The sequence below is a fragment of the Streptomyces sp. NPDC042364 genome (genome assembly GCF_056437585.1).
Genome location: NZ_JBWKAJ010000006.1, coordinates 16,044 through 42,727 on the forward strand (window position 1 = coordinate 16,044; position 26,684 = coordinate 42,727).

Here is a 26,684-nt window from a genome sequence, read left to right on the forward strand (position 1 = left end):
AACGGCCCCCGGAGCGGGGCGGTCGACAAAGGTGGACCCCGGGTCTACGACGCGAATGCGCCCCCGGTACGCTCCCCCAAAACTTCTAACGCGCCCTCAAGAGACGTGGTCGGAGGGGTATTGACCCCCCGCACCCACCGTCGATTTTCGGCCAAATCGGGATCGTGGGACAGAATTCACACGCCCTCCGTTCCGACCCCGATGGCGACTCAGTGTCAACGCACAGTCCGGGAGGCGGAGTTCACCTCCCGGACCGGTCCGCCGCCCGCGGGGATGTAGGCGGCGGTGTCCCCCAGCCCACTGGATCCAGTACAGCGGGCCGACCCACGCACGACCATGGAAGCGCTCCCCCGCCGGCCGGAGAAGAGCGCACGGACAGGCGCACGGCCACACAGCGGGGGCACGCCGCAACAGTCCGTACTCTGTCCGTACTTTCGTACGGACCACATTCCCGCCATCCGGATTTAGGCCCCTTAACGCTTGGGATGCGGCGAACTACGCTGGGTTTACGAATGCCGCGTGCCTATGCCGCCGCGGCAGCCGTCTGTTCGAGGGGTGGCGCATGTCCAGGGAGCAACGCGGGCCGAACGAAAAACTCGGCGCCGTTCTCGCCCTCGCGGGAATCAGCAACGCAGGACTCGCGCGTCGCGTCAACGATCTTGGCGCTCAGCGCGGGCTGACACTTCGCTACGACAAGACGTCGGTGGCGCGGTGGGTCTCCAAAGGCATGGTCCCGCAGGGCGCCGCGCCGCATCTCATCGCGGCCGCCATCGGCCAGAAGCTCGGCCGGCCCGTGCCGCTGCACGAGATCGGTCTGGCGGACGCCGATCCCGCACCCGAGGTGGGCCTCGCCTTCCCCCGTGACGTCGGACAGGCCGTGCGGTCGGCCACCGAGCTGTACCGCCTCGACCTCGCGGGCCGCCGCGCCGGCTCCGGCGGCATCTGGCAGTCCCTCGCCGGATCGTTCGCGGTGAGCGCGTACGCGACGCCCGCCTCCCGCTGGCTGATAACCCCGGCCGACAGTTCGGTGGCGCGCGAGGCGAGCTCCGCGGAGGGCTCCGGGTCGCCGCTGAAGGTCGGCCACAGCGATGTGCGGAAGTTGCGTGAGGCCGCCGAGGACGCCAGGCGCTGGGACTCCAAGTACGGAGGCGGCGACTGGCGTTCGTCGATGGTGCCGGAGTGCCTGCGGGTCGAGGCCGCGCCGCTGCTGCTCGGGTCGTACTCCGACGAGGTGGGCCGCGCGCTCTTCGGAGCCTCCGCCGAACTCACCCGCCTCGCCGGCTGGATGGCTTTTGACACGGGTCAACAGGAGGCCGCCCAGCGGTACTACATCCAGGCGTTACGGCTCGCGCGCGCCGCGGCCGACGTGCCGCTCGGCGGATATGTGCTGGCCACGATGTCGTTGCAGGCAACCTATCGCGGGTTCGGCGACGAGGGTGTCGATCTCGCGCAGGCCGCACTGGAGCGCAACCGGGGGCTCGCCACCGCCCGCACCATGAGCTTCTTCCGGCTCGTCGAGGCCAGGGCACACGCGCGCGCGGGCGACGCGGTGGCCGCCGGGGCCGCCCTCAAGGCCGCCGAGGGGTGGCTGGAGCGGGCCCGCGACGGCGACAACGACCCGTCCTGGCTCGGCTTCTACGGCTACGACCGGTTCGCCGCGGACGCCGCGGAGTGCTACCGCGACCTCAAGGCGCCGCGTCAGGTGCGCCGCTTCACCGAGCAGGCGCTGTCGCGGCCGACGGAGGAGTTCGTACGCTCGCACGGACTCCGGCTCGTCGTGTCCGCGGTCGCGGAGCTGGAGTCCGGCAACCTCGACGCCGCGTGCGAGCAGGGGGTACGCGCGGTGGAGGTGGCGGGGCGCATCTCCTCGGCCCGCACGACCGAGTACGTGAAGGACCTCCTGCACCGCCTGGAGCCGTACGGGGACGAGCCGCGGGTGATCGAGCTGCGCGAGAGGGCGCGACCGCTGCTGATGACCCCGGCGTAGCCGCTCCGCTCGGGGGGCGGGCGCCTGTTTGTGTGCCGGGAGCCTGTGATCTTGCGGGTTCGGGTCGGGCGCCGGCTCGGGTACCGGGGGCCTGTGATCTTGCTGCCGCGGGTGAGGGGCCTGTCTGCTCGGCTGCCGGGTTTGTGTGGTCTTGCGGGTGCGGGTCGGGGGGTGGTTTCCCGCGCGGTTCCCCGCGCTCCTTCGGGGGCGACCGGTGGCGGGGACGTGACCGAGGCCATGAAGACGTCTTCCGGGTTTGAGGGCATTGTCAGTGGTGCAGTGCACTATCGAAGTCGGGAGGTGGGGCGCGTGCGGAGGCTGGGCGCTTACGACTGCGATGTGCTCGTGGTCGGCGGTGGGATCGTCGGGCTGTCGACGGCGTACGCGATCACACGTGCCGCGCCGGGGACTCGGGTGACCGTGCTGGAGAAGGAGCCTGGACCGGCCCGGCACCAGACCGGGCGGAACAGCGGGGTCATCCACAGCGGGATCTACTACCGGCCCGGATCGCTGAAGGCCCGGTACGCGGTCAAGGGCGCTGCCGAGATGGTGAAGTTCTGCGCCGAGTACGGCATCCCCCACAAGGTCACCGGGAAGCTCATCGTCGCCACGGAGCGCTCGGAGCTGCCCCGGCTGCACGCCCTGGTGCAGCGCGGCCGGGAGAACGGGATACCGGTCCGCGAACTGGGCCCCGCCCAGATCACCGAGTACGAGCCGGAGGTGCGCGGGCTGGCCGCCATACACGTCGGGACCACCGGGATCTGTGACTTCAAAGGGGTCGCCCGGCAGCTCGCGGCCGCCTCGGGCGCCGAGATCCGGTACGGGGCCGAGGTCGAGCGGATCGACCGACGGGCCTCGCTGGGCGTGGCCGTACGGATCCGGGGCGGTGACGTCGTACGCGGGCGGGTCCTCGTGAACTGCGCCGGGCTGCACTGCGACGAGGTGGCGCGGCTGACCGGGGACGAGCCCGGGATGCGCATCGTGCCGTTCCGCGGGGAGTACTACGAACTGGCGAGGCCCGAGCTGGTGCGGGGGCTGGTGTATCCGGTGCCCGACCCGGCGTTCCCCTTCCTCGGGGTGCATCTGACCCGGGGCATCGACGGAGGTGTGCACCTCGGCCCCAACGCGGTGCCGGCGCTGGCCCGCGAGGGGTACGGCTGGGGGACCGTACGGGTGCGGGAGCTGGGGGCGACGCTGGCGTGGCCCGGGGCCTGGCGGATAGCGCGGCGGCACTGGCGGTACGGGGCCGGGGAGCTCCGGCGGTCGGTGTCCAAGCGGGCGTTCACGGCGGCCGTGCGAAGGCTGTTGCCCGGGATCTCCGAGGGGGACCTCGTACCGGCACCCGCGGGGGTGCGGGCGCAGGCCGTGCTGCGGGACGGGACACTGGTGGACGACTTCCTGATCCACGAGGGTGCGCGGGCGGTACACGTACTGAACGCGCCCTCGCCCGCAGCCACCGCCTCGCTGCCGATCGGACGGGAGGTGGGGAGGAGGGCGCTGGCCGCGCTGGCCGAGGCGTGACTCCGCCCGCGCGTGACGGGGGTCCGCCCGCGCGGGGCCGCGCTCGGTCTGGGGGGCCGCTCGGCACTTCGGCTTGGGCTTCGGGCCGGGGCCGGGTTCTGGGCCCCGGCTTGGCGCCGGGGCTTTGGTTCGGGCTGACGCTCCGGCTTCGGCTCCGGGGCCACCACCGCTTCGGCGGGACCCCAAAGTAAAATCGAGGGCACTGTGTCTGAGTCTGCCAATGCTCCCGAGCCCCGCACCTCCGGTGCCTCCCTTCGGCGTACGCGAGCCAAGGGTGAGCCCCGCTTTCCGGACGGGCCCAAGGCCGATCCCGCCGGATCGCATTTCGAGCGGCGGATCAGAAGCTTCCAGCCGCGGCGGAGCCGGGTGACGGCCGGGCAGGCGGACGCCCTGCAGCGGCTCTGGCCCAAGTGGGGGCTCGACATCGACGGGCGGAAGCTGGACCTCGTCGAGCTGTTCGGGGACGAGAAGCCCGTCGTGCTGGAGATCGGGTTCGGGATGGGAGAGGCGACGGCGCAGATGGCCGCCGCCGATCCCGGCACCAATGTCCTCGCCGTCGACGTGCACACCCCCGGCCAGGGCAACCTGCTCAATCTCGCCGACCAGAACGGACTGTCCAACGTCCGGGTCGCGAACGGCGACGCGATCATCCTGCTGCGGGAGATGCTCGAGCCCGCCTCGCTGAACGGGCTGCGCGTCTACTTCCCCGACCCCTGGCCGAAGAAGCGGCACCACAAGCGGCGGCTGATCCAGCCGGAGTTCCTCACGCTCGTCGCGTCACGGCTCAGGCCCGGCGCGATCGTGCACTGCGCGACGGACTGGGAACCGTACGCCGAGCAGATGCTCGACGTGCTGACCGCCCACCCCGACTTCGAGAACACCCGGCCCGACGGCGGGTTCGCGCCACGTCCCGGCTTCCGGCCGCTGACCCGTTTCGAGGCGCAGGGACTGGACAAGGGTCATGTGGTGAACGATCTGCTCTTCCGTCGCGTAGATCAGTAGGAACCGCTTCAACCCCCCATAGGCGCCCGAACAGTCCCCCTCAGACCCGCGGCCGGTCGCATCGTATGGCGTCGCGGGCAGCGCCCATCGCTCGTTAGGGTCAATGCAATGGCCACCAGTCCCCTCTACCCGACGCACCACAGCGGTCCCGCCGGCGGAGGTGTGTTCAGACCCGTGCGCTGGTGGCAGCGGAAGAGCGTCAAGTACGGCTCTCTCATCGCGCTGCTCGCGCTGTCCGGGCTCGTCATCCTGGCCCTCGTCCGCGAGCAGACCGGCACGGAGGGGTTCCTCGTCGGGCTGGGGCTCGCGGTGCTGCCCGTGCCGTTGCTCGTGGCGGCGTTCCGGTGGCTGGACCGGGTGGAGCCCGGACCCTGGAAGAACATGGTGTTCGCGTTCTCCTGGGGAGCGTGTGCGGCGGCGCTGATCGCGATCGTGGCGAACAGTTTCGCGACGCAGTGGATAGCCACCGCCACGGCCGATCCGTCCCACGCCGACACGCTGGGCGCCACCGTCATAGCGCCCGTCGTGGAGGAGACCGCGAAGGCCGCGGCCGTGCTGTTGGTCTTCCTGTTCCGGCGGCGGAACTTCACGGGGATCGTGGACGGTGTGGTGATCGCGGGGGTCACGGCGACCGGTTTCGCGTTCACCGAGAACATCCTGTACCTGGGGACCGCGTTCGGGACGGATCAGCTGAGCGGGGGAAGCGGGCTGGCGTCGGTCACAGCGGCCACGTTCTTCGTGCGGGTGATCATGTCGCCGTTCGCGCACCCGTTGTTCACCGTGCTGACGGGGATCGGATTCGGGTTCGCGGCGGCCGCCGCGGAGCGGCAGCCTGTCCGGCGGGTACTGCTGCCGGTGGGCGGGTTGCTGCTCGCGATGGGCATGCACGCGATCTGGAACGGGTCGGCGGCGTTCGGGGAGTACGGGTTCTTCGCGGTCTACGCGGTGTTCATGGTGCCGATGTTCGGGTTGCTGACGTGGTTGGCGATCTGGACGCGGCAGCGGGAGCTGCGGGCGGTGCGGGAGGAGTTGCCGGTGTATGCGGCGGCGGGGTGGCTGACGCCGCCGGAGCCGTTCGTGCTGGGGTCGATGCGGGCTCGGCGGGTGGCGCGGGACTACGCGGCTCACCGCTTCGGGAAGGGCGGGGCCCGGGTCGTCGCGGAGTACGAGGCGTACGCGACGTCCTTGGCGTTACTGCGGCGGCGGGGGCGGTCGGGGCGGGCCGGGGGTGACTTCGTGCTGCGGGAGCGGCAGCTGCTGTTCGAGCTGTGGCGTCGGCGGGAGCCGGCCCGGCCGGCGTTGGCTTATGCGGGGCGGGGGGTGGTGCCGGTGGGCGTGGCCGCGCCGCTTCACCCGATGTCGTGGCAGGGGTACGGGTACGGGTACGGCGTGGAGTACGGGTACGGCCAGGGCCCGGGGTACGGGTACGGCCAGGGCTCGGGGTATGGGTACGGGCCGGGCTCGGGGTATGGGTACGGGCCGGGGCCGAGACCAGGACAAGCGCAGGGGTGGCCGGAGACGCCGTACGGGGGGAGCCCGGTGGTGCGGCCTGTGCCCTATCGGCCGTACTGGTCGTAGGGGGCGGGGCCGTTGGCGGCTTTCGCGCCGTGCGGGGCGGGGGCGCCTGCCGTGTGGGGCGGGTCGGGGCGCGCCGGGGGGTGTCCGTCCTCGGAACGGCGCGGAATCGGTCGCCCGGGAAGCCGGACGGGTTGACGCGCCAACCGCTGCGGGCGGACACCCCCCGACACACCCCCTCGCCTCCGTACGCGGCTGTCCCGCCACGGTGGGCTGAGCCGTCGGCCACGGGTCGGCTGAGCGCCGTCGGGGACGACCCTGGCTGGGGGCTACGGCTACGCCGACGCCTCTGTCAGCCTCTGCAGTTCCTCGGTGGTGAGGGTGACGTCGGCTACCGCCAGGAGCGCCGGGAGTTGGGCCGTGGTGCGGGCCGAGGCGATGGGGGCGGTGACCGTGGGCTGGGCGGTGAGCCAGGCCAGGGCGATCGTGGCGATCTCCGCGTTCCTGGACTGGGCGATCTCGTCGAGGACCGCGAGTACCCGGGCGCCCCTCGGGGTGTCGAGGTAGGCGCCGGCGCCCGCGGCCCGGGGGCTGTCCACGGTCGTGCCGGGGCGGTACTTGCCGGTGAGGAACCCCTTGGCGAGGGCGAAGTAGGGGACGGCGGAGAGGCCCGCGTCGGCGGCCACCGACTGGAGGTCGCCCTCGTACGTGTCGCGGGAGACCAGGTTGTAGTGGGGCTGGAGCGCCACATAGCGGGCCAGGCCCTCGCGGTCCGAGAAGTCCAGGGACTCCTTGAGGCGCTCGGCGGTGATGTTGGACGCCGCGATCGCGCGGACCTTGCCCGCCTTCACCAGGTCGTCCAGGGCGGTGATGATCTCCTCGACCGGCACCTCGGGCTTGTCGAAGTGCGTGTAGTAGAGGTCGATGTACCCGGTGCCCAGGCGGGCCAGCGAGGCGTCCGCGGCGGCCTTGATGTTGGCGGCGGAGAGGCCCTGGTACCCGGGGTGCTGGCTCACCTTCGTCGCGATCACGACGTCGGCCCGGTTGCCGCGGGCCTTCACCCACCTGCCGATGATCGTCTCGGACTCGCCGCCCTGGTTTCCGTCGACCCACGCGGAGTAGGAGTCGGCGGTGTCGATGAAGTTGCCGCCGGCTGCGGCGTAGGCGTCGAGGACGGCGAAGGACTGTGCCTCGTCCGCCGTCCAGCCGAAGACGTTGCCGCCGAGGGAGAGCGGGAAGACCTGGATGTCGGACGTGCCCAGCTTGCGAAGAGAAGTCATGTCCTGTTTCAACCACCGTTTCGGACGGACGCATTCCGGGTCCGCGTGAACGGTGGGTGACACGTCGAGGGGCAGGTCACGCGGCGACGGGGAACTCGCCGGGCCGACGGACGCGGTATGACGAACGCCGCGTCAGGCCCGTCGGCCTCACGCGGCGTCACATCCGTTCGAGTGCAGTTCTCAGAGGCTCAGGCCCTTGCTGCGCAGCCACGCCGCCGGGTCGATGCCGGTGGTGGAGCCGCCGGGGTGCACCTCCATGTGGAGGTGGGCGCCGGTGACGTTGCCCGTGGCGCCGACGCGGCCGATGACGTCGCCGGTGGCGACCTTCTGGCCGACACTGACGCCGATGGAGGACTGGTGGGCGTACCAGATCTCCGTGCCGTCATCCAGGGTGAGCACGGTCTTGTAGCCGTACGAGCCGTCCCAGCCCGCCTGCGTGATCGTGCCGCTGTGGACGGCCTTGATGAGGGTGCCCGTGGGGGCGGCGAAGTCCAGGCCCGTGTGGTAGCCGGAGGACCAGTAGGGGCCGGCCTGGCCGAAGGTGGAGGTGAGGGTGTACGAGGAGGTCGGCAGCGTGAACTGCTTGGCCAGGGCGGCGAGGCGCTCGGCCTCCTTCTTCGCCGCGGCCTCCTCCTCCGCCTTCTTCTTGGCGGCGGCCTCCTTGGCCTCGGCTTCCTTCTTCTCCTCGGCGGCCTGCTCGGCGGCCTTCTTCGCGGCGGCGGTCTGTGCGGCCTCGGCGGCCTTCAGGTCGAACGCGTCCTGCTGGGACTCGGCCTGCTGCATGATGCGCGCGCGCAGCGCCTCGCCGGCGTCGGTGGCGCCCTGCTGGGTGTCGGCGGCGATGAGGCCGGCGCTGCTGAGCGGGGCGGTGGAGCCCTCGGGCTCGTCGGCGGCGTCGTCGTCCTCGAAGACCGAGCCCACGTTCGGCATGTCCGGCATCGAGATGGCCACCGGGGCCTTGCCGCTCTGGGCGCTGGCCATGCCCGCGCCGCTGACGGCGGCTATGACGCCGACGCCGAGAACCGTGGAGCTACGGGCGAACCCACCGCGCTGCTTGGTCTTGGCCACACGGTGCCGGCCGCGGACGGGGCGGAGGGACTCCGCGGTGGGGTTCCACTCCTGGAAGGGGCCCTCGCTGTCGCTGTCGTAGCTGCCGAAGCCGAAGGTCTCGGACTCACTGCTGCGTTGGCTCGGCACGAACGGGGCTTCGGTCGCGGACCGGTTGGACGCCACGTGGGCGTACTCCTTTCCTTCCTTCTCGCCTACCGGGTTAGCTGACGGGTTCGGAGCGGAAGGTCTCCTACGCGCGTAAACCGAACGTGCTTCCACGGCGGTTTCCGCGCGATTCACCCCAGGGTGGTGGTTCCCCGGTTCCCTACGGGATTCGGCGCGTGAGCACGGAGCCGCCTCTTGTGACGGCTGGGACGACCGCGCTGCGTTATCGAACGTTAATAGACGCGGGGGCGGCATTCCAAGCGGTTCTGAATGATCGTTCGGCTTTTTCCGCTGGACTTACGGGTCACGAGGGGTGGAAACCGGGCGAGTTGACCTCGCTTCAGCAGCCCCAGCTGTTCTGACTGGGCGTCAGTTGTAATGCGGAGGGACGTCACGTGAGCACGCTGAGTGAAATTCCTCAGGGGCGGTGCACCGCGAGGAGCGCCATGTCGTCCGTGGTGCCGCCGCCGGTGTGCTCGCGGACCTCTTCGGCGAGCGTCGTCAACAGGGCGCGCGGGGCGGGAAAGGTACGGCCGCTGAGCCGAGCGGCCGGGTCGTAGAAGACGCCGTCCGCGTTCCGCGCCTCGGACAGACCGTCGGTGTAGAAGAGCAGCGTCGCCCCCGCGGGGAACCCGGTGTCCTTGGCGCGGTCCGGCCAGGTGCCCAGCTCGCCGAGGCCGAGCGGCAGCGCGGTCCACGGGGTGTCGAGGGTGCGCAGTTCACCGTCGGCGTGGAGCAGCAGCGGGGCGGGATGACCCCGGTTGACGATGCGGGCCAGCCCGGCGCCGTGCGGGAACTCCGCGAGTACGGCGGTGACGAACCCCTCGTACGGCACGGTGGGGTCCCGCCGTGCCGCGTCGCGCCGGGTGACCTCCCTCGCGAGTGCCCGCTCCAGCCGCTGGGCCACGGCCTCCAGGCTCGTCTCCTGTTCGGCCGCTTCCCGGAACGCGCCGATCAGCACCGCCACGGCCGCCACCGCCCCCAGCCCCTTGCCGCGTACGTCCCCCACGATCAGCCGTACCCCGTGCGGCGAGTCCTGCACCGCGTACAGGTCACCCCCGATCGAGGCCCCGGCCTGCGCGGCCTCGTACCGTGCCGCGATCTCCAGCCCGCCGAGCCGTTCCTGGGGCCTCGGCAGTACGGCCCGCTGCGCGGCCTCCGCGATCTCGCGTGCGGTGGCGAGGCGGGCGTCGCTGCGCCGGACGAGCCGGTTGATGGCCACGGCCAGTACGGCGACGACGGCCACGGTGACGATCTCCGTGAGCGCGTCCACCTGCCCCGAGTCCCCGTACCGGAGGCGTACGACGACGATGCCGGCGAGCGAGGCGGCGCCGGTCGTCACCGTGCCCTCCAGCGACAGCAGCGGCGCGGCCACCAGGGGCGCGGCGGTGAAGAAGGGGACGGCCGTGAACTCCCGCGGCATGAAGTGGTCGTAGCAGAGGCCGCCGACGACGAGGAGAGCGGGCAGCATCCGCACGAGGGCGCGGGCATAGAAGAACCGCCGGCCGTCCGGCCTCTTCACACCCGCTGGCTGCCCCACCCGTCCCAGGTTCGCGGGGCGCCGGGCGGAGGGCCAGCCGGAGGGGCCGAGTGGGCTAGGGGCTGTCGGGCCCGGGCGTCCACGGGGCCCCTCGTCCGCCGGCCTTCAGCCCGCCGTCAGTTCGGCCAGGGGCAGGGTGTGCTGGGTGGTGAGGACCTTCGCCCGGAGGTAGCGGACGTTGTGGGCGGTGGTGAAGACGCCGGTGGGGACGCGGTGCCGGACGCCGACGCCGAGGTCGCGCAGTTGCCGGGCCTTGTCGGGGTTGTTGGAGAGCAGGTCCAGCTCGTCGATGCCGAGGGCGCCCAGCATCTGGGCCGCGGCCGTGTAGTCACGGGCGTCCTCCGGCAGCCCGAGGGCCGTGTTCGCCTCGTAGGTGTCGAGGCCCTGGTCCTGGAGGGCGTACGCGTCGAGCTTGTTGTAGAGCCCGATGCCGCGGCCCTCCTGGCGGAGGTAGAGGAGCACCCCGCCCTGCTCGGCGATCCGCTCCACCGCCTCCCGCAGCTGCGGACCGCAGTCGCAGCGGGCGGAGCCGAAGACGTCGCCGGTCAGGCACTCGGAGTGCATCCGGACCAGCGGGGCCGTGCCGGGGGCGGGGTCGCCGAGCACGATCGCCAGGTGCTCGCGGCCGTCGACGAGGCCGTGGAAGGTGACCATCTCGGCGTCGACGCCGTAGCCGTCCTGGAAGCGCAGCGGTACCCGGACGCGGGCACGCGGGGTGGCAGCGGGGAAGTCGGGCATGCGGGTTCTCCGGTCCTGGTGCGACTGCCGCTGTGCTTCAGTTTTGAATCACAGCGCTCGCCGCGACTCTATCCCCTGCTTCAAAATTCAAGCAACTGGTTTTGGGATGCGTCACATTCCGGGGTCGGGGGAATAACAGGCGCCGCTCACGACCGACCGAAGGTGTGGGTGAGGACCCGGAGCGCTCACGGGCCGGAAGGGGCGGCAGCCGGGGTCACTGGCCCGAGGGGCAGGACCGGCGGCGCCAGGGCAGGTCGTCGGGCCCGCTCTGCTGGGCGTCCTCACCCTCGATCGCGGCAGCGATGGCCGAGCAGATCTCCTCGAACTGGCCGACCTGCTCGGGGGTGAGGTGATCGAAGACCGCCTTGCGGACCGCCTCCACATGCCCGGGCGCCAGCCGCTCCAGCAGGGCCATGCCCTCGTCGGTGAGGACGGCGATACTCCCCCGCTTGTCCCGGTCGCAGTTCTCGCGCCGGACCACCCCGTCCTTCTCCAGGCGGGTGACGACATACGTCAGCCGGCTGCGCGTGATCTTCGCGTGCTCGGCGAGATCGGTCATCCGCATACGGCGGTCCGGCGCCTCGGAGAGCACGGCGAGGACGGCGTAGTAGAGGTGCGGCATGCCGGCCTCCTGCTGGAGCTGCCGGTCGAGCGCGTCCTCCAGGAGGGAGCTCGCGGCGAGGTACGCGTGCCAGGCACGCTGTTCCCCGGGGGTGAGCCAGCGGGTCGTCATACGTACAGTGTAGTTATTGTTTAAAACTTGAACCAAGCCCAGCCGGTCAGTCATTCCATCGGTGTCGGTCGGTACCGGCCAGCCAGTCAGGGAGCGTCTCCATGCCCCAGCCCTACGTCCTGTTGTCCGCCGCCGTCTCCCTCGACGGCTACCTGGACGACACCGGACCCGAACGGCTGCTCCTGTCGGGCCCGGCCGACTTCGACCGGGTCGACGAGGTGCGCGCGGCCAGCGACGCCATCCTGATCGGCGCCGGCACCCTGCGCACCGACAACCCCCGGCTGCTGGTGAACTCACCCGAGCGCCGCGCCGCCCGCGTCGCCGCCGGGCTCCCGGAGTACCCGCTCAAGGTCACGGTCAGCGCGTCCGGCGACCTGGACCCGGAGGCCCAGTTCTGGCACACGGGCGGCGAGAAGGTGGTGTACACGACGGACAAGGGCGCGGAACGTCTGCGCGCGCTGGGCCTGCCGACCGGCCCGGCCGGTGTGGAGGTGGTCTCCGTCGACCCCGGCCTGGAGTGGCCCGCCGTCCTCGACCACCTCGGCGAGGTACGCGGCGTGGGGCGCCTGATGGTCGAGGGCGGCGGACGCGTCCACACCCAGCTGCTCCAGCAGGGCCTCGCGGACGAACTCCAGCTGGCCGTCGCGCCGGTGTTCGTGGGTGAGGCGGACGCGCCCCGGATGTTCGGGACGGGCGCGTACCCCGGTGGCCCGAAGAGCCGGCTGCGGCTGGTGGAGACCCGGCCGGTCGGCGACGTCGTCCTCATCCGCTATGTCCCCACGGTCCCCGGCACCGGCCCGGCCGTCTCCGCCGCCGACCGCCACTGGCTGGCCCTGGCCTGCGAACTGGCCGCCGAGTGCCCGCCCTCCGACACGGCGTTCAGCGTCGGCGCGGTGGTGGTCGCCGCGGACGGCACCGAGCTGGCCCGCGGCCACTCCCGCGAGGCCGGCGACCCCGTCGCCCACGCCGAGGAGGCGGCCCTCGCCAAGCTCGGCCCCACCGACCCGCGCCTCGCCTCCGCCACGGTCTACAGCAGCCTGGAACCCTGCGCCCGCCGCGCCTCCCGCCCGGCCCCCTGCGCCCGGCTCATCCTCGACGCCGGGGTACGGCGCGTCGTCACGGCCTGGCGCGAGCCCGACACCTTCGTGGCGGGCGCGACGGTCCGGAACGCGGTGCTGGCGGAGGAGGGGGCGCAGGTCGTCGTACTCCCGGAGTACGAGGAGCGGGCGAAGGGACCGAACCGGCATCTGGTGGGGTGAGAGGCGGCCTGTGCGCGGGGTCTCGATAAACGCGTGTGCTTCGGGTCCCCCGCATGACGTACACTGGTTTCACCGACGCGGGGTGGAGCAGCTCGGTAGCTCGCTGGGCTCATAACCCAGAGGTCGCAGGTTCAAATCCTGTCCCCGCTACTGAAGGCCTGGGGCCGGAATCCGATGAGGATTCCGGCCCCAGGTGTTTGGTACGGCTTCCTCGCCGCAACCCCGGGTGTGGCCTGCGACGATGACGCCGCCTTGAGGCAGGCGGCCCTGTGGGACCCGAACCCACACCCCATGAGACGCCGTAGCCGCGCGCCCTGACCTGCGGAGCGGCACCGGAGGGGTTCGGGCCGGCTCATGGTCGACCACCAGGCCCGCGCCACCGCTGTCTCCCGCCGGGCCTCCAGCGGCCAGATCGTGTACGCCGACCTGCCCGGCCCGTCCACCGCCCAAGCCACACAGGCTTCCGGACGGGCCGGTGCATAGAATCCGGTCCCATGCCGAAGCCTGACGAGCTGATTGTTGGAATCGCCGCCCTCGTGGAGTCCGGGCAGAGTAATCAGATGTCCCTGACCGTGGTCACAGGTGGTGCTGTCATCACCGGTCGACTCGCTCCCGAAGCCATGTGGCGGCAGCGGGTGTCGGAGGTGCTGAAGGATTCCGCCCACCTGGGCGACTTCTCCGCCCTCTTCGACGCCCCCGTGAAGAAGGACGGGCCACCCACGCATCTGCACTTCCATGTCGCCCGGATCCTGCAGGGCACGGTGGGGATCCCGGAGACGGGCGGGATGTACCGCGTTGCGATCGAGGACGTCAATGCCTGGACCATGGGCGACTTCAGCTACTCCGACCACTGACCCACCGGTCCCACCGCCGCACCGAGAACGGCACGGCAGCCGGTGAGGGCCCGGTCGGCGCGCGCCGGCCGGGCCCTCACCGGCTCTGTTCGGCTCGCGCCTGTCCCGTCGGTCGGACGCACAGGGGGGACAGGGGGGACAAGGGGGTGCCGAGCATCGCGGAGGCCCGCTGGAGCGGGCTTTCGGTGCGCGCGGGTGCGGCCTCGGGGCGGGTGCGGCAGGTGAAGCCGAGCCGGGCCATGGCCCGGAGGACTTCGCCGACGCTGAAATCGCGGCGGTCCTGCCGGGTGATGACCTGGCCGACCTGTTTGACCGGGTAGTGGCGTCGCCCGATGATCACGGACTCGCCGGTGACCGGCTCGGGTTTGACGCCCTTCATCGATTCCAGCACGCCGCTCTTGGTCAGGTCGAACGGGAAGCGGGCGATGACACAGCGCATGATGCCTCACAGGGAGAAGGGGAGACCGGGGCCGACCGCGACGAAGCGGTTCGGCGGGAGAGGCGGACACCGAGGGCGCTGCCGTGCTCGTCGGACGCGGCCCGCTCGCGGCGGAGGCGTTGCGGTGCGCCGGCCAGGGGGCCGGAGCCGCCCGTGGGGCGCCGCGTGCTCGGCCCGATCCTCGTGATCAGGTGCGGGGGAAGGGCCCGATGCCGTCGACGATGTCACGCAGGCGGGTCCAGTCCGTGTATCCGGAGCTGTCCCGGACGGCCGTGAGCCGGGCCCGGGTGACCCTGCCGACGCACAGGCCGTCCTCGTCGCAGACGACCAGATGACCCGTACGGGCGGCGGCCATGACGGACAGCGCCACCTCGACGGTCATGTCGTACCAGACCTGCGGTCCGGCGTCATCCACGGCGTCGGCCACCGTGCTGTGCAAGGGGTGGGTGCCCGCCGGGCGGGACGGCGTCCGGGTCTGTGTCAAAGGGTGCCTCCTGTGAGGATGGGTCAGCGTCCTGATCAAGGGTCTATGCCGCCGCACCGGCGGTGGACTGCCGCACGGGCGCGCGACGGGTCGCCGAGGCGGGGCGGCGTCGGCCGCGTGAGGTGGTGCCGCGCTTCTTGGGGCGTTCGACCACCGGTGCGGTGATGACGACCGGGATGCCGGATGGGGCCTGGGCGCCGGTGATGCGACGCAGGGCCTCTTCGCCGACGCGGACCCGGGTGGTCTGCGGGACGATGCCGGCCGATGCCATGAGGCGGGTCATGGCGCGGCGCTGGTTCGGGGTGACCAGGGTGACGACGCTGCCGGACCCGCCTGCGCGGGCCGTGCGTCCGCCGCGGTGGAGGTAGTCCTTGTGGTCGATCGGAGGATCGACGTTGACGACGAGGTCGAGGTTGTCCACGTGGATGCCGCGCGCCGCGACGTTGGTCGCCACCAGCACATTGACGTGACCGGTCTTGAACTGCGCCAGTGTGCGGCTGCGCTGCGGCTGGGACTTCCCGCCGTGCAGGGCGGCAGCCCGCACCCCGCTGTTCAGGAGGTGCTCGGTGAGGCGGTCGACGGCGTGCTTGGTGTCGAGGAACATGATCACACTGCCGTCGCGTGCGGCGATCTCGGTGATGGCCGTGTGCTTGTCGGCGCCGTGGACATGCAGCACGTGATGCTCCATCGTCGTGACCGCGCCGGCCGAGGGGTCGACGGAGTGCACGACGGGGTCGCTGAGGTAGCGGCGCACCAGCTGGTCGACGTTGCGGTCGAGGGTGGCGGAGAACAGCATCCGCTGCCCCTCGGGGCGGACCTGGTCGAGAAGAGCGGTGACCTGCGGCATGAAGCCCATGTCGGCCATCTGGTCGGCCTCGTCGAGGACGGTGATGGAGACCTGGTCCAGCCGGCAGTCGCCGCGGTCGATGAGGTCCTTGAGGCGCCCCGGCGTGGCGACGACGACCTCGGCGCCACCGCGCAGCACGCTCGCCTGCCGGCCGATCGGAACCCCGCCCACCACCGTGGCCAGCCGCAGCTTCACGGAGCGGGCGTACGGGGTGAGCGCGTCGGTGACCTGCTGCGCCAGCTCACGCGTCGGTACGAGAACCAGCCCCAGCGGCTGCCCGGCCTCGGCGCGATGCCCGGCCGTACGGGCCAGCAACGCCAGCCCGAAGGCGAGGGTCTTGCCGGAGCCGGTGCGGCCACGGCCGAGGACGTCCCGGCCGGCGAGGGAGTTCGGCAGGGTCGCGGCCTGGATCGGGAACGGCACCGTCACGCCTTGCGAACCGAGCGCGGCCAGCAACTCCCGGGGCATGGAGAGATCTGCGAAGCCCTCCGCGGCGGGAAGCGCGGGGGTGATCGTCTTGGGGAGGGCGAACTCCCCCTGGATCGAGGCGGGCCGACGGCTGTGACCGCCGGAGCGGCTCGGCCCGCCGGACCGGCGCGGCGCCGACGGGCCGAATCGGCTGCCCCCCGTTCCGGAGTCGGCACCGCCGTTACGGGTGCGGGCGAAGCGGTCGTTCGTGCGTGTGCGGTTCATGCGGAACCTTCCTCGATGCGGCGCATATCAAGGAATTCCCGCAGCAGTGAACGACACGGAGAATTGCAAGAATAGGCCGATGGAACGCGACAGCGAATCTGGCCGGCCGAAAATCCGCGCGGACACAGGTGCTGGAATGGGGGATGATGCGATGCGATGCGAATGCGATATTCGAAGCATCGACTGCGATGCAGCCGTGAAGGGATGCACTGCACCCCTGAGAGAGGTTCCGCGTGCGATGGGTCCGCGGATTCCTCGTTGTCCTCCGCAGGTGAAACCACTGCGGAAAATGCGAGCAGCTGGGGCCCGCACCCCGAAGGATGCGGGCCCCAGCTGCAAAGTGCGCGTCAGTGTCAGGCGAGAACGATGTTCTCCGCCGTCGGGCCCTTCTGGCCCTGCGCGATGTCGAAGGTCACCTTCTGGCCTTCGATCAGCTCGCGGAAGCCCTGGGCGGCGATGTTCGAGTAGTGGGCGAACACGTCGGCGCCGCCGCCGTCCTGCTCGATGAAGCCGAAGCCCTTTTCCGCGTTGAACCACTTCACGGTACCAGTAGCCATGTCATATCTCCTTTGGGGCAGTGCATCGGAATCCGCACTGCACGGATGCCGTGTCGCCGCGATGATCAGCCCGCCCGGAAAAAGACCGGAAAATACAAAAACGCTTCCAGCGACACAGAAGCCGACCGGAGAGCACTTTGGGTTTCGGGAACCACAACTGCAACTGAGATCGACAGTAGCACGCTGCAGCGGGTGCGTGCGGTGATGAATCCCACCCCGGCTATTGCGGGTAGAGAATCTGTCCGCATGTTCCGTCGAAACCTCATCTCGCGGTTCCGTCGAAACCTCATCTCGCGAACACAGCTATTGATTCAGCCGGAGCGCAACGTCTCGGAAGAGCGCGGGGCGTGCTCGGCGTAAAAACCGTCCATCAAAAGGCTCTGGCGGGCGGTGACGTGCCGGCACGGGGGTACTCGGGTACGGACAGATTCCGGAGATGACCGAGAGGGGCAGGCAACTCGGCAAGGGGTCCCCCACCGACACCGGACCGGACGGTGGACAACGTCAAGGCCGACGTGTCCGAGATCAAGGAGAAGACACAGCGATGACCAAGGACAGGCCTCACACGGGCGATGGGACAGCGCCTTCCACGGAGGGAATGCGCGAACGGGCCGAGGCGACCCGCGAGAAGCTCGGCGAAACCGTCGAGGCCCTTGCGGCAAAGACCGACGACGTGAAGACCCGAGCCCACGAGAAGACGGCGGCCGTCAGGCAGCAGGTCTCAGAGAAGACCACACAGGCCAGGGCTCAACTGCGGGACAAGGCGGCGCACGCGGCCCACGTGGTGCAGGACAGGACCCCGGAGCCGGTGCGGACCAAGGCACTCGCGGCCGGCGAGCAGGTCCGCCACAGTGCCGTCGCGGCCGGCGAGCAAGTCCGCCACAAGGCCGTACACGTCGGAGAGCGGGCACGCGAGAAGGCTCCGGACTCGGTGCGCGAGAAGGCCGACCAGGGCATCCGGATGGCGCGAGCCAACCGCAAGCCGCTGTTCGCCGCGGCCGGCGCGCTCATCGCGTTGCTGCTCGTGCGTCGTGCCATGAGGCGGCGATGAAGGCCTGGAAGATCTCCTGCGCGCCTCGCGCCGGCTCCTGACGGCAGCGGTCCTCCAGGGCGCGGTCTTCGGCGGTGTCAAAGCCGCCGTCGACCGCGGCCGCGCCGCCGCAACCCGCCGCCCGACCGGCAGTTGCCCCGGCTGATCTGTCCCCAGCCGATCCGCAGACGCTGGGTCACATCCGCTCACGGGCCCGAAAACGAGTCGGCGCCCGAGCCGACCGAAGCCGTCCCGGACGCCGCGTAGCAGGTCGGAGGGCGTTCCCTCCCCCGCCACCGGTAGGCCCTGTGGGACTCGAACCCACAACCAATGGATTAAAAGTCTGCGGATGATCTACCGGGTCTCACCGGGGCTCATCCGGGCCCACCGGATGCCGCCCGCTCCTGCCCAGCTCAGAGGCCGTTCCGCGTCCCTCCCGAGGCTCCAGTCGCCCGGTCTCACCGGGTCTCATCCGGTCCCGTTGGCTGACGTTGGGGCGAGCAGCGGGCGAGCAGAAAGGCCCCGCCACCTGCGGTGACGAGGCCTCGTGCTGTCCACCACCAACGCTACTCCGCAGGCGCCTTGGCGTCACCCCTACGGGCCCTCGGCACCGCGGCCGCCGCCTTCTCCGTCAGCTCGTCCTCGTACTCCTCGAACAGCTCCATGTATGTGTCCGAGGTCAACGTGATCGTCGAGTGGCGCAGCTTCACCTTCGCGTCGTGCAGGTCTCCCCCGCCAGCCTTCACGAGCGCGGCCGCGCCGTGGCGGAGGTCCCGGAGGTTGATGGGCGGCAGGTCGGCCGCCTCCATGATCCGTTTGAAGGTCTTGCTGACGACGTCCGGGTGGAGCCACGCCCCGTCCTCGGCCGTGAACATCTTCCCCGTGTCGGTCCAGTCGGCCACGTGCTCACCCTCGGCCCTCCGGCGCGCGGCCTGCTCGTTCCACACCTCGCGCTCCAGCTGCTGGCGCGCACGGTGCTCGTCGAGAACGACGAGTGTGCCCGAGTCGAGCTTCACCACCGACGCCGAGTCCTCCGTCTTCGTGGGCGTCTCGATGGGCGTCCAGCCGTCGACCACGATCTCGGTCGCCACGAGGATCGTCTTGCTCGCCCTGTTGAGGTTCACCCACTCCTGCCCGACGCCCTCGCCGCGGCGCAGGCCGTGATGAGCGACCAGGTGGAAGAACGCGTACAGGCGGTCACCCTCGGCCTCGTCGAGGAACCGGCCGAGCTGCTCCGGTGTCCACACCATGACCGGACCCGGCTTCTGGCCCGTCTCCCGCCAGCGCGCCACCCGCTCCTCTGTCCACAGCAGACCCTTCGGCCGGGCGGCCGACGCAAGCTCCACATGGGCGGCCGCGTTGAACGTGATGAGCTGCTTGGCGATGGCCTTGTTGAGGGCGGCCCTCAGCGTGCGCCGGATCGCGTGCTTCGTGGACGGCCCCGTGATCCGGCGGAACGGCGGCATCTCGGCCAGCTTCTCCCGCTCGGCGTCGATCCGCTTCCGCTCGGCGGCCGGCGGCCGGCCCGGCTTGTTCCAGCGGGCGCGGGCGACCTGCTCGTGGCGGGCCTGGTTCTCGGCGCGGATCAGGTCGTTGCGGTCGTCGATCGCGTTGAACATGTCCTCGACGTGGCCGACGCTGAGCCGGTCCAGGCGCAGGTGCCCGAGGGCGGGCTTGAGGTGGACGCGGATGTGGGAGGCGTAGCCGTGGTTCGTGGTGGTGCGGGTCTTCTTGTCGGCCATCCACTTGTCGAGCCACTCGGCGACGGTCATCTTCCCGTCGAGCGGTACGCCGACGCCCAGCTTGCGGGACACCTCGACAGGCTCGGGGATCGGCCCGCGCGTCTTCTGCAGCTCGGCGAGCAGGTCGCCCACACGACGCAGGCCGTCCTCGTCGTCGCCGGCCAGGTCGAGGATGGCGCGGATGCGGTCGAGGTCCGTTTGCGCGTCCTTCACCATGACGTAGCCGGTGCGCCGGAACGTCCGGCGCGTGCCGTCCTCGGCTACGGGCAGTTCTTGGCGAAGCTGATGGGTGCCGTGCGAACGCTTCGACAGCTGCGGGCACTTCGACCCGAGCCGCTTCCCGTCCGGGCCGCGGCACTCGCACCGCTTGCTGATACCGCCAGCACGGCGAGATCCGGGCATCCGACCCCCTAGGCCGATTCGTCTACGACCCTCAAATGCCGCAAGTGCTTGAGGGGAATCACGATCCCGCGCTGCCCGTGATCGAAACCTTGCTCGTAGGCTGCAATGATCCTGTCCTGTGCATTGTCCTCGATCGCTGACAGGCTCTCAAACAGATCCGCCTGACCCAGCTTGATCTCCAGTTGCTTGGCGGAGAGTTCCATGCGCCAGGCTGCGGCCTCCAGCCGGTCGGCCTCGATTGCCGCACAGGCGATATCAAGACGTCGGCGGGCTTCCCTGGCTTCCTGCTCCAGCTTCCGTTGGGCGTGAAGGCGCTCCATCGCCAGACACTCGGCTCGGAGTGCAGAGATCTGGGCCTCCAGTTGGGCTCGCTCAGCGCTCAGTTGCGAGTTGAGGATCGCCACCTGAATGCGCTCCTGACGCCTCTGGGCGATCTGCTGCTGCAAGACCCTGATCTCTTCCTCGCGGCGAATGAGTTGTCGCCTGAGCAGGAAGTTCCAGATCTTGTAGAACCAGATATGGCACCTCAGGCCCACCTGGATGCTCAACCACGCACCGGCGGCGACCCAGAACGGCGCCCATGTGGCTTCCCAGAAGAAGGCGTAGACAGCCGCGCCAATAGCTACTGCACCCGAGAGGTGCATCACCACGAAGACGAGGTCAAGAAAGCCAAGCCTGGCGCACTTCTCGCAGTCCTCTGGGCATTGCTCGTCGACGTTCTCGCTCACGCGCTCCTCCTGGCACCTTCGTCCTGGTCCCCCTCTGCGAGCACCTTGGCCATCGCCACGAACGCGTCGATCTTCTCGGGCGCAGTGATACCCAGACTGCGGGCCATCTGACGCGGATCGATCTGCTGTGGCGGCCGTCGTGGTTCACGCGTGAGCGAGTGCTCGGAGATGACCCCGGCCTCGACCAGCATGTGTCCGACATTCAGGCCCAGTGCGTCGGCCAGAGACTCGAAGAACTTGGGGTCAGGAATGGTCAGGCCGGCCAGCATTCTGCTGACACTGGCGTGGGACATCCCTGCCTTCTCGGCGAGGGCTTTCTTGCCTCCACCGCGGGGACTGTCAATGTCGTAGCCCGCGGCCCTCGCCGCGTCTGAGACGTACTCCCCGAACTTCTGGACCCGCGTGGGGGCGGGGTCTCCTTGGGTCGTCATACGTACACGCTAGCAAGCAAGTACGTGCGCGGCTAGAAGCGCCCAGGGAAGCTACCCCGTGTCACAGGACTGCTACAGGCCCAGATTGAGGCTTAGCTTCCTTGCGAGAACGCTAAAGCGGACGTAGCGTACTTACTAGCACGGACGTACAGCGTCCGTTCGAGCAAGGAGACATCCATGCCCCACTACCGCCTTCGCACCGAGCGGCTCCGCTCAGCAGCGGCAGCGAAGGGCGATCTCACGAGCTACGCCATCTGGAAGCGCACGGGGGTTGCCCAGTCAACGCTGTCGCGGATCTGCCGAGGCCTCCAGAAGCCCGCAGCCGAGACCCTCCTCGTCCTGTCGAACACCTACGGGCTCAGCGTCGACGAGTTGATCGACCGCGACGTCGAGGACGAGACGGAGGACAGCGCGGCATGAAGACCAAGGCACTCACGGCACAGGAAGTCCGGAACCTACCGGCCATGCCCACCGCTCAGGACGCCTTCGCCGCCCTCGGCATCTCCGACGACCTGGGATACCAGCTCATCCGTGACGGAGAGTTCCCGGTCTCTGTGATCAAGCTCGGTGCGCGGGCGCTCCGCGTCCGCCGCAGCGACCTCATGAACTTCCTCGGCCTTACCGAGGAGGACGGCGGCGCCGCTCCCGAGTACCAGCCGGGAGCGCCCGCCGGAAACAGCGAAGCCGCCGGGTACCAGCCGGCGGCTCCTGTCGAGCAATCCGCAACTACCGCGAAGTAAGAACGGGGAAAGCCGACATGAGCAGTATTACCAGCCCGACAGCATCCGCGTCGACCCTGCCCGAGCAAAGCATCACAGCTTTCGCCCACGCCGAGATCATGACCGATGCGGACACCGGACAGTCCACTTTCTGCATCGCCACCGACGAGAACCTCAGCGACTTCCAGGCCGCCACCCCGGCGAGAGGCCTCGCCGCCGCCGAGAAGCTGCGCGAAAAGGCCGACGAGATCGAGGCCCTCGCCAACGAGTACGCCGCGACCGCGGTACTGCCCGCGTTCATCGAGGCCTACGGCATAGAGCTGATCGAGACCGACCTCGGCGGGCTCGCCGAGGCCGACCCCGACCTTGCCAGTCGCTTCACGGGCTACAGCGCACTCATGGCCGACGGCACCTTCATCGTCGGGGTCCCCGAGGGCCAGAACCCCATCGTGAGGCTCGCCGTCGTCCGCGACCTCATCCGCGCCCTGCAGAACCAGGCGGACGCGAAATGACGCGCACCCCTCAGGACACGTTCCTGTCCGACCAGGCCCTGGCCACCGCACGCGACGCCGCCGCCGACCCCAGCCTCGTGCCGGTCGCCATCACCGCCGCCAACGGCGAACAGTGCACCTGGTGCGACTGCACGGACGGCCCCGACTCCCCGCACAACCAGCGCGGCTACCGCTGCCCCGGCTGCCCCGAGACGGCGAAGAACGTCGTCAGCACCTTCACGGGGCCCAACCTCCGCTACGACTTCCCGGCCTGCGACCGGCACACCACCGACATCGTGGCCTCCGTCGCCCAGCTCGTGGGAGGACTCTCATGACCGACTACACCCCCGGCGAGTGTCCTCCGGACGACCCGGTCGGCCTGTACCTGAAGCGCGCGGCCGAACGCGGCCGTCACGAGATCGTCCTCGGATCCATCCGGGCTCACCTCGAAGAGCAGCCCACCCCGGCTGCGGTGCAGGCCGCCGTCCGGCACTGGATCAGCGACCTCACCGCCCTCGGCGAAGAGGTCGCCAAGACGAAGCGAAGTACCGCCTGAGCCGCAGGCCGGGCGCCGCCTTCCCCCGCCGCGCCCGGCCTGCACCCCGCGAACTTCCGATCCAGCTCGTAGAAGAGAGCACGTTCGTGACCGTCGGTATCCGCATCCCCGCCGAACTTCCGGCCGCCGCCAAGGCATACGCCAAGGCCGGCATCAAGGTGTTCAGGGTGCGCCCGAACAAGGCGCCTTACGCCAACTGCGCCCGCTGCGACCGGCAGAGCAGCCTGTACATCAAGCACCGCCCCGAGGAATGCCAGTGCGGCGTCCCCACCTGCCACGGCTTCTGGGCAGCCACCACCGACCAGGCACTTATCCACAAGTGGTGGAAAGAGGAACCCGACGCCAACATCGGGGCGCCCTGCAAGCTCAACGGCTGGGCCGTCATCGACATCGACCCGCGCAACGGCGGCCGCGAATCCCTCCAGGCCCTGGAAAAGCGAGTGGGCCCGCTGCCAGGAACCACCATGCAGATCACCGGGGGCGACGGCCTACATATGCTGTACCAGTCCCCCGGCTTCGACCTGCCCGGCCTGGGCGGTCCCGGAATCGACTTCAAGCACAACGGCTACATCCTGCTCGCGCCCTCCGTGAACTCGTCCGGCGGCCGATACCAGTGGGCAGGCGTCGGGACATACATCGCGCCCACCGTCGCCTGGCCCGAGGCCCTGCTACCGCGTAAGCAGCGGCGCCAGATGCCGCCACCCCGCGCCACCCCGCGCCACCGCTTCCCCGCCGCAGAGAAGCGCCCGCAGCGTCCCGGCGGCGGGAAGCTCTGGACCGTCGAAGATCTCGTCCAGCACGTGATGGACGCACACGAGGGCAACCGCAACAACGCCTTCTACTTCGCCGCGTGCCGCGCACACGAACTCGCCGAGCAGAACCTCATCGACCTCGCCGAAGCTGAGCAGGGTCTTCTCTCGGCCGCCTCCGCCGTCGGGCTCGCCGACTCCGAGGCGAGTGCCTCGTTCGACAGCGCGTCCACCCGGCCGAGCGACCGGGGGTGGGTTGCGTGACCACCGACATCGACCGGGCGCTGGACGCCTACTTCGGCCCGGATGGCGAGGAGCCACCCGTCGACTGGGCAGACACGGACGCGGAGCCCGCTACCGAGGAGCCCGCTCCACGCACGTGGGCAGCCCAAGACCTGCGGTCGGTCCTCGACGGCACGTACAAGCCGCCGCAGCCCAGCGTCGGCCGCCGCGACGACGGCGTCGGCCTGTTCTACCCGGGCCGCATGAACAGCGTCGCCAGCGAGTCCGAGGCGGGCAAGACCTGGTTCGCCCTTATCGCCTGCCTACAGGAGCTGAACGACGGCAACCACGTCCTCTACCTCGACTTCGAGGACGACGCGGGCGGCGTCGTCGGGCGCCTGCTCTGCCTCGGCGCACACCCCGACGACATCCTCGAACGCTTCCACTACGTCCGACCCGAGAACCAGATGGGCCCGGCCGACGCTGTCGACCTGGGCGCCGTACTGGAGCTGAACCCGACCCTAGCCATCGTGGACGGCGTGACCGAGGGCATGAGCCTGTTCGGCCTGGAGCTCAAGGACAACACTGACATCGCCAAGTTCGGCCGGCTGCTGCTGCGCCCACTCATGAACTCCGGGGCAGCCGTCGTCACCCTGGACCACGTCGTCAAGTCGGCCGAGAACCGCGGCCGGTACAGCATCGGCGGCGTCCACAAGCTCAACGGCCTCAACGGCGTGATGTACATCCTGGAGAACCACCGGCCGTTCGGCATCGGCGTCACCGGCAAGTCCATCATTCGCGTCGCCAAGGACCGGCCCGGCCAGATCCGCAAGAACGGCCTGCCGCACTCCAGCGGCATGCACTGGTACGCCGACCTGGTCGTCAAGTCCGAGTCTGCCGAGTTCGCCGAAGCCCACCTGTACGCGCCCCGAGTGCGCGACGAGGACGACCGCGAGGCTGACGAGGACCAGAAGCGGATCAACAAGCTGAAGGCCAAGGTGCTCGACGCCCTCGCCGGGGCCCCCGGCCCTCTGCCCGGCAAGGGCATCGAAGACCGCGTGAACGGACGCGCTGTCGACGTCCGCCGGGCGGTCGCTGCCCTCGTCGACGCGGGCCGGATCGTGGCCGAGCCGGGGGCGCGCGGGGCCATCCTCCACCGGCTCGCAACCCCTGTCACACAAGGGGACGAACCGCCTAAGGAGGGCGCCGCTTGACCTCGTCCCGGGCATGGGACGAGGTCGGATGCCCGGCTCTGTCCCACTTCGCCCCACCTCCTTGATCCGCAGTACCCGAAGTTGACCTCGTCCCACCTCGTCCCACCTCGTCCGGGACGAGGTCGTGAGTCCTCGTCCCTCGTCCCACTCCTTTAGGTGGGACGAGGACGAGGTCACACAGGAGGCCCCCCGAAGCGCATGGCGCCGGGACGAGGTCAACCCACCCGCCGCAGGAGGCGCCCAATGCCCGTCTTCAACAACATCCAGGACCGCGACCGATGAATGTCGACGACGTGGTGGCCGAGAAGATCGCCGCCGCCCGGGCCCGCGCCGAGGCGGCCAAGCGGCGGCGTGCAGCCCTCGCCGCCAACCGGAAACGCGGCCTCGCCCTCCGGCACGCCGCCAAGCTCCGCAACCAAGCTTCCGTCGGCCAGACCGACGGATCTGTGGAGGACAACCCGTCCCCCACGAACGACACCACCAGGGAGAACTCATGAAGATCGCCGCAGGCTCCGTCATCAACATCGCGCCCACCGCCCCCGGCTGGGTCGTGATCTTCAGCGAAGGCGACAGCGAGGACATCACCTGCCCTGTCATCGGCTGGGCCACCGTCGTCCAGGCCCACATGAACGACGGCACCGTCGCCACCAGCGTCGAGCCTGCCTTCCTCTGGGGCGAGCAGGTATGGACCGAGTCGGACGCCCGTGAGCACTCCGCCGGGGGGCTCCGGTTCGAGATCCGCGCCCGCGAGACCACCCAGGGCTGATCCGCAACGCACACCGGCCGGGCCGCGGATATCGGGCCCGGCCTCCCACCCAGCATCCCACCTCCATGGAGGCAACCCAGTGACCACGACCACCGACATCGCCCGCGCCCACGGCCACACCGGGCCGACCAACTGCCAGGACTGCGGCACCACCGAAAGCGTCCACTTCGGCAGCTGGTTCAACCCCGAGACCCGAGAGAGCGGCAGCTTCCTCCAGTGCTGCAGCTGCGGCATCAAGGCAGGCGACCCCGTGTACGTCCACGCCGAAGCCGGATGCAACGCACCCGCCACCAGCTACGTGCCCAACATCAACAGCGACCCCCACGGACAGCTCGCGTTCAAGCGCATCCAAGAACGGGCCGTCGAGGCGCACATCAGCGGCCGGCACCTGGCCGGCCGCCTCGACCTCGAAGGACGCGAGGCAGACGAGTACGCCGTCGCCGCCGTCCTCGACGCTGTGGGTCGCGCCTACGCTGCGGCCGCCGTCACCAAGGTCGCCGAGCTCCTCATGGACAAGCTGGACGAGGACACCTACGTGGCCCTCGCCGAGATCGCCGGCGCCCTCGACCTCGACGTCTGCGAAGACCTCGACGGCGCTAACGGTTCCGGTGCCGATGGTCCGCAGGTGCGGGTGTTCCATTGCGCGGACGGCTGGACGATGGGTGGCTCGCAGACGCCCGAGGCGTGCACCACCAACCACTGCCGTCAGCAGGACGGACGCCCCGCGTGCGAGGCCGCCGCGGTCTGGAAGGTCGTCGAGGACCAGGGCATGCACCTGACGATCGGCTTCTACTGCGACAACGACCTGCCCGCCGAACACCGCCACTTGGCCGTGCGCCCCGACGCCTGACCCGCACGGCGTGCTTCCCGGCACCGGGAAGCTTTCGGCCGGGCCCGCGGTCATCGGGCCCGGCCTGGACACCATCTTCGCGGCGCCGCGAAGCACCCACCACCACAGAAGGAGTCCGCC

At 70.2% G+C, this 26,684-nt stretch carries 29 protein-coding genes, 1 tRNA gene, 1 pseudogene and 1 riboswitch; of the genes and pseudogenes, 19 read left to right on the forward strand and 12 right to left on the reverse strand.

Features of this window, described 5'->3' with window-relative positions:
• Window positions 1–562 precede the first annotated feature (562 nt).
• The 4 genes from AC067N_RS14030 (at window position 563) to AC067N_RS14045 (ending at window position 6,088) form a co-directional block, all read left to right on the forward strand.
• On the forward strand, window positions 563–1,987 hold the full coding sequence (locus tag AC067N_RS14030; RefSeq protein ID WP_478679148.1) for an MFS transporter: 1,425 nt from the start codon (window positions 563–565) through the stop codon (window positions 1,985–1,987).
• 309 nt (window positions 1,988–2,296) lie between these two features.
• Window positions 2,297–3,508: an L-2-hydroxyglutarate oxidase gene (lhgO, locus tag AC067N_RS14035; protein WP_478679149.1), complete on the forward strand. Its 1,212-nt coding sequence runs from the start codon at window positions 2,297–2,299 to the stop codon at window positions 3,506–3,508.
• A 204-nt stretch (window positions 3,509–3,712) separates the two neighbouring features.
• Window positions 3,713–4,510, forward strand: a complete 798-nt coding sequence (gene trmB / locus AC067N_RS14040; RefSeq protein WP_478679150.1) for a tRNA (guanosine(46)-N7)-methyltransferase TrmB — start codon at window positions 3,713–3,715, stop codon at window positions 4,508–4,510.
• Window positions 4,511–4,618: 108 nt separating this feature from the next.
• A complete protein-coding gene (locus tag AC067N_RS14045) occupies window positions 4,619–6,088 on the forward strand; it encodes a PrsW family intramembrane metalloprotease (RefSeq protein ID WP_478679151.1) in 1,470 nt (489 codons plus the stop codon).
• Between the two features lie 272 nt (window positions 6,089–6,360).
• Here AC067N_RS14045 and AC067N_RS14050 read toward each other — a convergent pair whose 3' ends face one another.
• From AC067N_RS14050 to AC067N_RS14070, 5 genes are all read right to left on the reverse strand, one after another.
• Window positions 6,361–7,305 (reverse strand): aldo/keto reductase, encoded by a 945-nt coding sequence (locus AC067N_RS14050; protein WP_478679152.1) that lies wholly within the window; start codon window positions 7,303–7,305, stop codon window positions 6,361–6,363.
• A gap of 180 nt (window positions 7,306–7,485) precedes the next feature.
• A complete protein-coding gene (locus tag AC067N_RS14055) occupies window positions 7,486–8,538 on the reverse strand; it encodes a M23 family metallopeptidase (RefSeq protein ID WP_478679153.1) in 1,053 nt (350 codons plus the stop codon).
• A gap of 11 nt (window positions 8,539–8,549) precedes the next feature.
• Window positions 8,550–8,705, reverse strand: a riboswitch (cyclic di-AMP (ydaO/yuaA leader).
• A 233-nt stretch (window positions 8,706–8,938) separates the two neighbouring features.
• The gene (locus tag AC067N_RS14060) at window positions 8,939–9,991 is read right to left on the reverse strand and encodes a PP2C family protein-serine/threonine phosphatase (protein WP_478679509.1); all 1,053 of its coding nucleotides are present in this window, start codon (window positions 9,989–9,991) and stop codon (window positions 8,939–8,941) included.
• A 174-nt stretch (window positions 9,992–10,165) separates the two neighbouring features.
• Window positions 10,166–10,798, reverse strand: coding sequence for a GTP cyclohydrolase II (locus tag AC067N_RS14065; protein ID WP_478679154.1), 633 nt, complete (start codon window positions 10,796–10,798; stop codon window positions 10,166–10,168).
• Window positions 10,799–11,012: 214 nt separating this feature from the next.
• Entirely contained in the window at window positions 11,013–11,531 is a 519-nt protein-coding gene (locus tag AC067N_RS14070) for a MarR family winged helix-turn-helix transcriptional regulator (RefSeq protein WP_478679155.1), read from the reverse strand.
• Between the two features lie 101 nt (window positions 11,532–11,632).
• Between AC067N_RS14070 and AC067N_RS14075 the strand changes: the two genes are divergently transcribed.
• From AC067N_RS14075 to AC067N_RS14085, 3 genes are all read left to right on the forward strand, one after another.
• Window positions 11,633–12,790: a dihydrofolate reductase family protein gene (locus tag AC067N_RS14075; RefSeq protein WP_478679156.1), complete on the forward strand. Its 1,158-nt coding sequence runs from the start codon at window positions 11,633–11,635 to the stop codon at window positions 12,788–12,790.
• A gap of 76 nt (window positions 12,791–12,866) precedes the next feature.
• Window positions 12,867–12,940, forward strand: a tRNA-Met gene (locus tag AC067N_RS14080).
• A 344-nt stretch (window positions 12,941–13,284) separates the two neighbouring features.
• Window positions 13,285–13,644 carry a hypothetical protein gene (locus AC067N_RS14085; protein WP_478679157.1) on the forward strand — a complete coding sequence of 120 codons (360 nt, stop codon included), beginning with the start codon at window positions 13,285–13,287 and terminating at the stop codon, window positions 13,642–13,644.
• Between the two features lie 76 nt (window positions 13,645–13,720).
• Here AC067N_RS14085 and AC067N_RS14090 read toward each other — a convergent pair whose 3' ends face one another.
• The 4 genes from AC067N_RS14090 to AC067N_RS14105 form a co-directional block, all read right to left on the reverse strand.
• Window positions 13,721–14,083, reverse strand: a complete 363-nt coding sequence (locus AC067N_RS14090) for an SCO5918 family protein (RefSeq protein ID WP_478679158.1) — start codon at window positions 14,081–14,083, stop codon at window positions 13,721–13,723.
• 187 nt (window positions 14,084–14,270) lie between these two features.
• Entirely contained in the window at window positions 14,271–14,567 is a 297-nt protein-coding gene (locus AC067N_RS14095; protein ID WP_478679159.1) for a CBS domain-containing protein, read from the reverse strand.
• A 43-nt stretch (window positions 14,568–14,610) separates the two neighbouring features.
• Window positions 14,611–16,107, reverse strand: a complete 1,497-nt coding sequence (locus AC067N_RS14100; RefSeq protein WP_478679160.1) for a DEAD/DEAH box helicase — start codon at window positions 16,105–16,107, stop codon at window positions 14,611–14,613.
• A gap of 353 nt (window positions 16,108–16,460) precedes the next feature.
• Entirely contained in the window at window positions 16,461–16,664 is a 204-nt protein-coding gene (locus tag AC067N_RS14105; RefSeq protein WP_380968669.1) for a cold-shock protein, read from the reverse strand.
• Window positions 16,665–17,262: 598 nt separating this feature from the next.
• Here AC067N_RS14105 and AC067N_RS14110 point away from each other — a divergent pair.
• Together AC067N_RS14110 and AC067N_RS14115 are read left to right on the forward strand one after the other, a co-directional pair.
• Window positions 17,263–17,715: a DUF3618 domain-containing protein gene (locus AC067N_RS14110; RefSeq protein WP_478679161.1), complete on the forward strand. Its 453-nt coding sequence runs from the start codon at window positions 17,263–17,265 to the stop codon at window positions 17,713–17,715.
• A gap of 28 nt (window positions 17,716–17,743) precedes the next feature.
• A pseudogene (locus AC067N_RS14115) lies at window positions 17,744–17,860 on the forward strand (DUF4235 domain-containing protein); the annotation flags it as partial.
• Between the two features lie 400 nt (window positions 17,861–18,260).
• On the opposite strand, the gene AC067N_RS14120 reads toward AC067N_RS14115, so the two are convergent.
• The 3 genes from AC067N_RS14120 to AC067N_RS14130 are packed head-to-tail and all read right to left on the reverse strand — an operon-like array spanning window position 18,261 to window position 20,997.
• Complete coding sequence (locus AC067N_RS14120; RefSeq protein ID WP_478679162.1) at window positions 18,261–19,838, reverse strand: site-specific integrase; 1,578 nt, start codon at window positions 19,836–19,838, stop codon at window positions 18,261–18,263.
• Between the two features lie 8 nt (window positions 19,839–19,846).
• Window positions 19,847–20,566, reverse strand: coding sequence for a hypothetical protein (locus AC067N_RS14125; RefSeq protein WP_478679163.1), 720 nt, complete (start codon window positions 20,564–20,566; stop codon window positions 19,847–19,849).
• Complete coding sequence (locus AC067N_RS14130; protein ID WP_478679164.1) at window positions 20,563–20,997, reverse strand: helix-turn-helix domain-containing protein; 435 nt, start codon at window positions 20,995–20,997, stop codon at window positions 20,563–20,565. The genes AC067N_RS14125 and AC067N_RS14130 overlap by 4 nt, the downstream gene beginning before the upstream one ends.
• 177 nt (window positions 20,998–21,174) lie before the next feature.
• Between AC067N_RS14130 and AC067N_RS14135 the strand changes: the two genes are divergently transcribed.
• The 10 genes from AC067N_RS14135 (at window position 21,175) to AC067N_RS14180 (ending at window position 26,564) form a co-directional block, all read left to right on the forward strand.
• Window positions 21,175–21,417 carry a helix-turn-helix domain-containing protein gene (locus AC067N_RS14135; RefSeq protein ID WP_478679165.1) on the forward strand — a complete coding sequence of 81 codons (243 nt, stop codon included), beginning with the start codon at window positions 21,175–21,177 and terminating at the stop codon, window positions 21,415–21,417.
• A gap of 44 nt (window positions 21,418–21,461) precedes the next feature.
• A complete protein-coding gene (locus tag AC067N_RS14140) occupies window positions 21,462–21,737 on the forward strand; it encodes a helix-turn-helix transcriptional regulator (RefSeq protein WP_478679166.1) in 276 nt (91 codons plus the stop codon).
• Window positions 21,738–21,754: 17 nt separating this feature from the next.
• Window positions 21,755–22,228 (forward strand): hypothetical protein, encoded by a 474-nt coding sequence (locus tag AC067N_RS14145; RefSeq protein WP_478679167.1) that lies wholly within the window; start codon window positions 21,755–21,757, stop codon window positions 22,226–22,228.
• On the forward strand, window positions 22,225–22,542 hold the full coding sequence (locus AC067N_RS14150) for a hypothetical protein (protein ID WP_478679168.1): 318 nt from the start codon (window positions 22,225–22,227) through the stop codon (window positions 22,540–22,542). The genes AC067N_RS14145 and AC067N_RS14150 overlap by 4 nt, the downstream gene beginning before the upstream one ends.
• Window positions 22,539–22,763: a hypothetical protein gene (locus AC067N_RS14155; protein ID WP_478679169.1), complete on the forward strand. Its 225-nt coding sequence runs from the start codon at window positions 22,539–22,541 to the stop codon at window positions 22,761–22,763. The genes AC067N_RS14150 and AC067N_RS14155 overlap by 4 nt, the downstream gene beginning before the upstream one ends.
• Window positions 22,764–22,849: 86 nt before the next feature.
• Complete coding sequence (locus AC067N_RS14160; protein WP_478679170.1) at window positions 22,850–23,776, forward strand: bifunctional DNA primase/polymerase; 927 nt, start codon at window positions 22,850–22,852, stop codon at window positions 23,774–23,776.
• Entirely contained in the window at window positions 23,773–24,948 is a 1,176-nt protein-coding gene (locus tag AC067N_RS14165; RefSeq protein WP_478679171.1) for an AAA family ATPase, read from the forward strand. The genes AC067N_RS14160 and AC067N_RS14165 overlap by 4 nt, the downstream gene beginning before the upstream one ends.
• Before the next feature lie 278 nt (window positions 24,949–25,226).
• Entirely contained in the window at window positions 25,227–25,445 is a 219-nt protein-coding gene (locus AC067N_RS14170) for a hypothetical protein (RefSeq protein ID WP_478679172.1), read from the forward strand.
• Window positions 25,442–25,714 carry a hypothetical protein gene (locus AC067N_RS14175; RefSeq protein ID WP_478679173.1) on the forward strand — a complete coding sequence of 91 codons (273 nt, stop codon included), beginning with the start codon at window positions 25,442–25,444 and terminating at the stop codon, window positions 25,712–25,714. The genes AC067N_RS14170 and AC067N_RS14175 overlap by 4 nt, the downstream gene beginning before the upstream one ends.
• Before the next feature lie 79 nt (window positions 25,715–25,793).
• A complete protein-coding gene (locus AC067N_RS14180) occupies window positions 25,794–26,564 on the forward strand; it encodes a hypothetical protein (protein WP_478679174.1) in 771 nt (256 codons plus the stop codon).
• The last annotated feature ends 120 nt before the right edge of the window (window positions 26,565–26,684 follow it).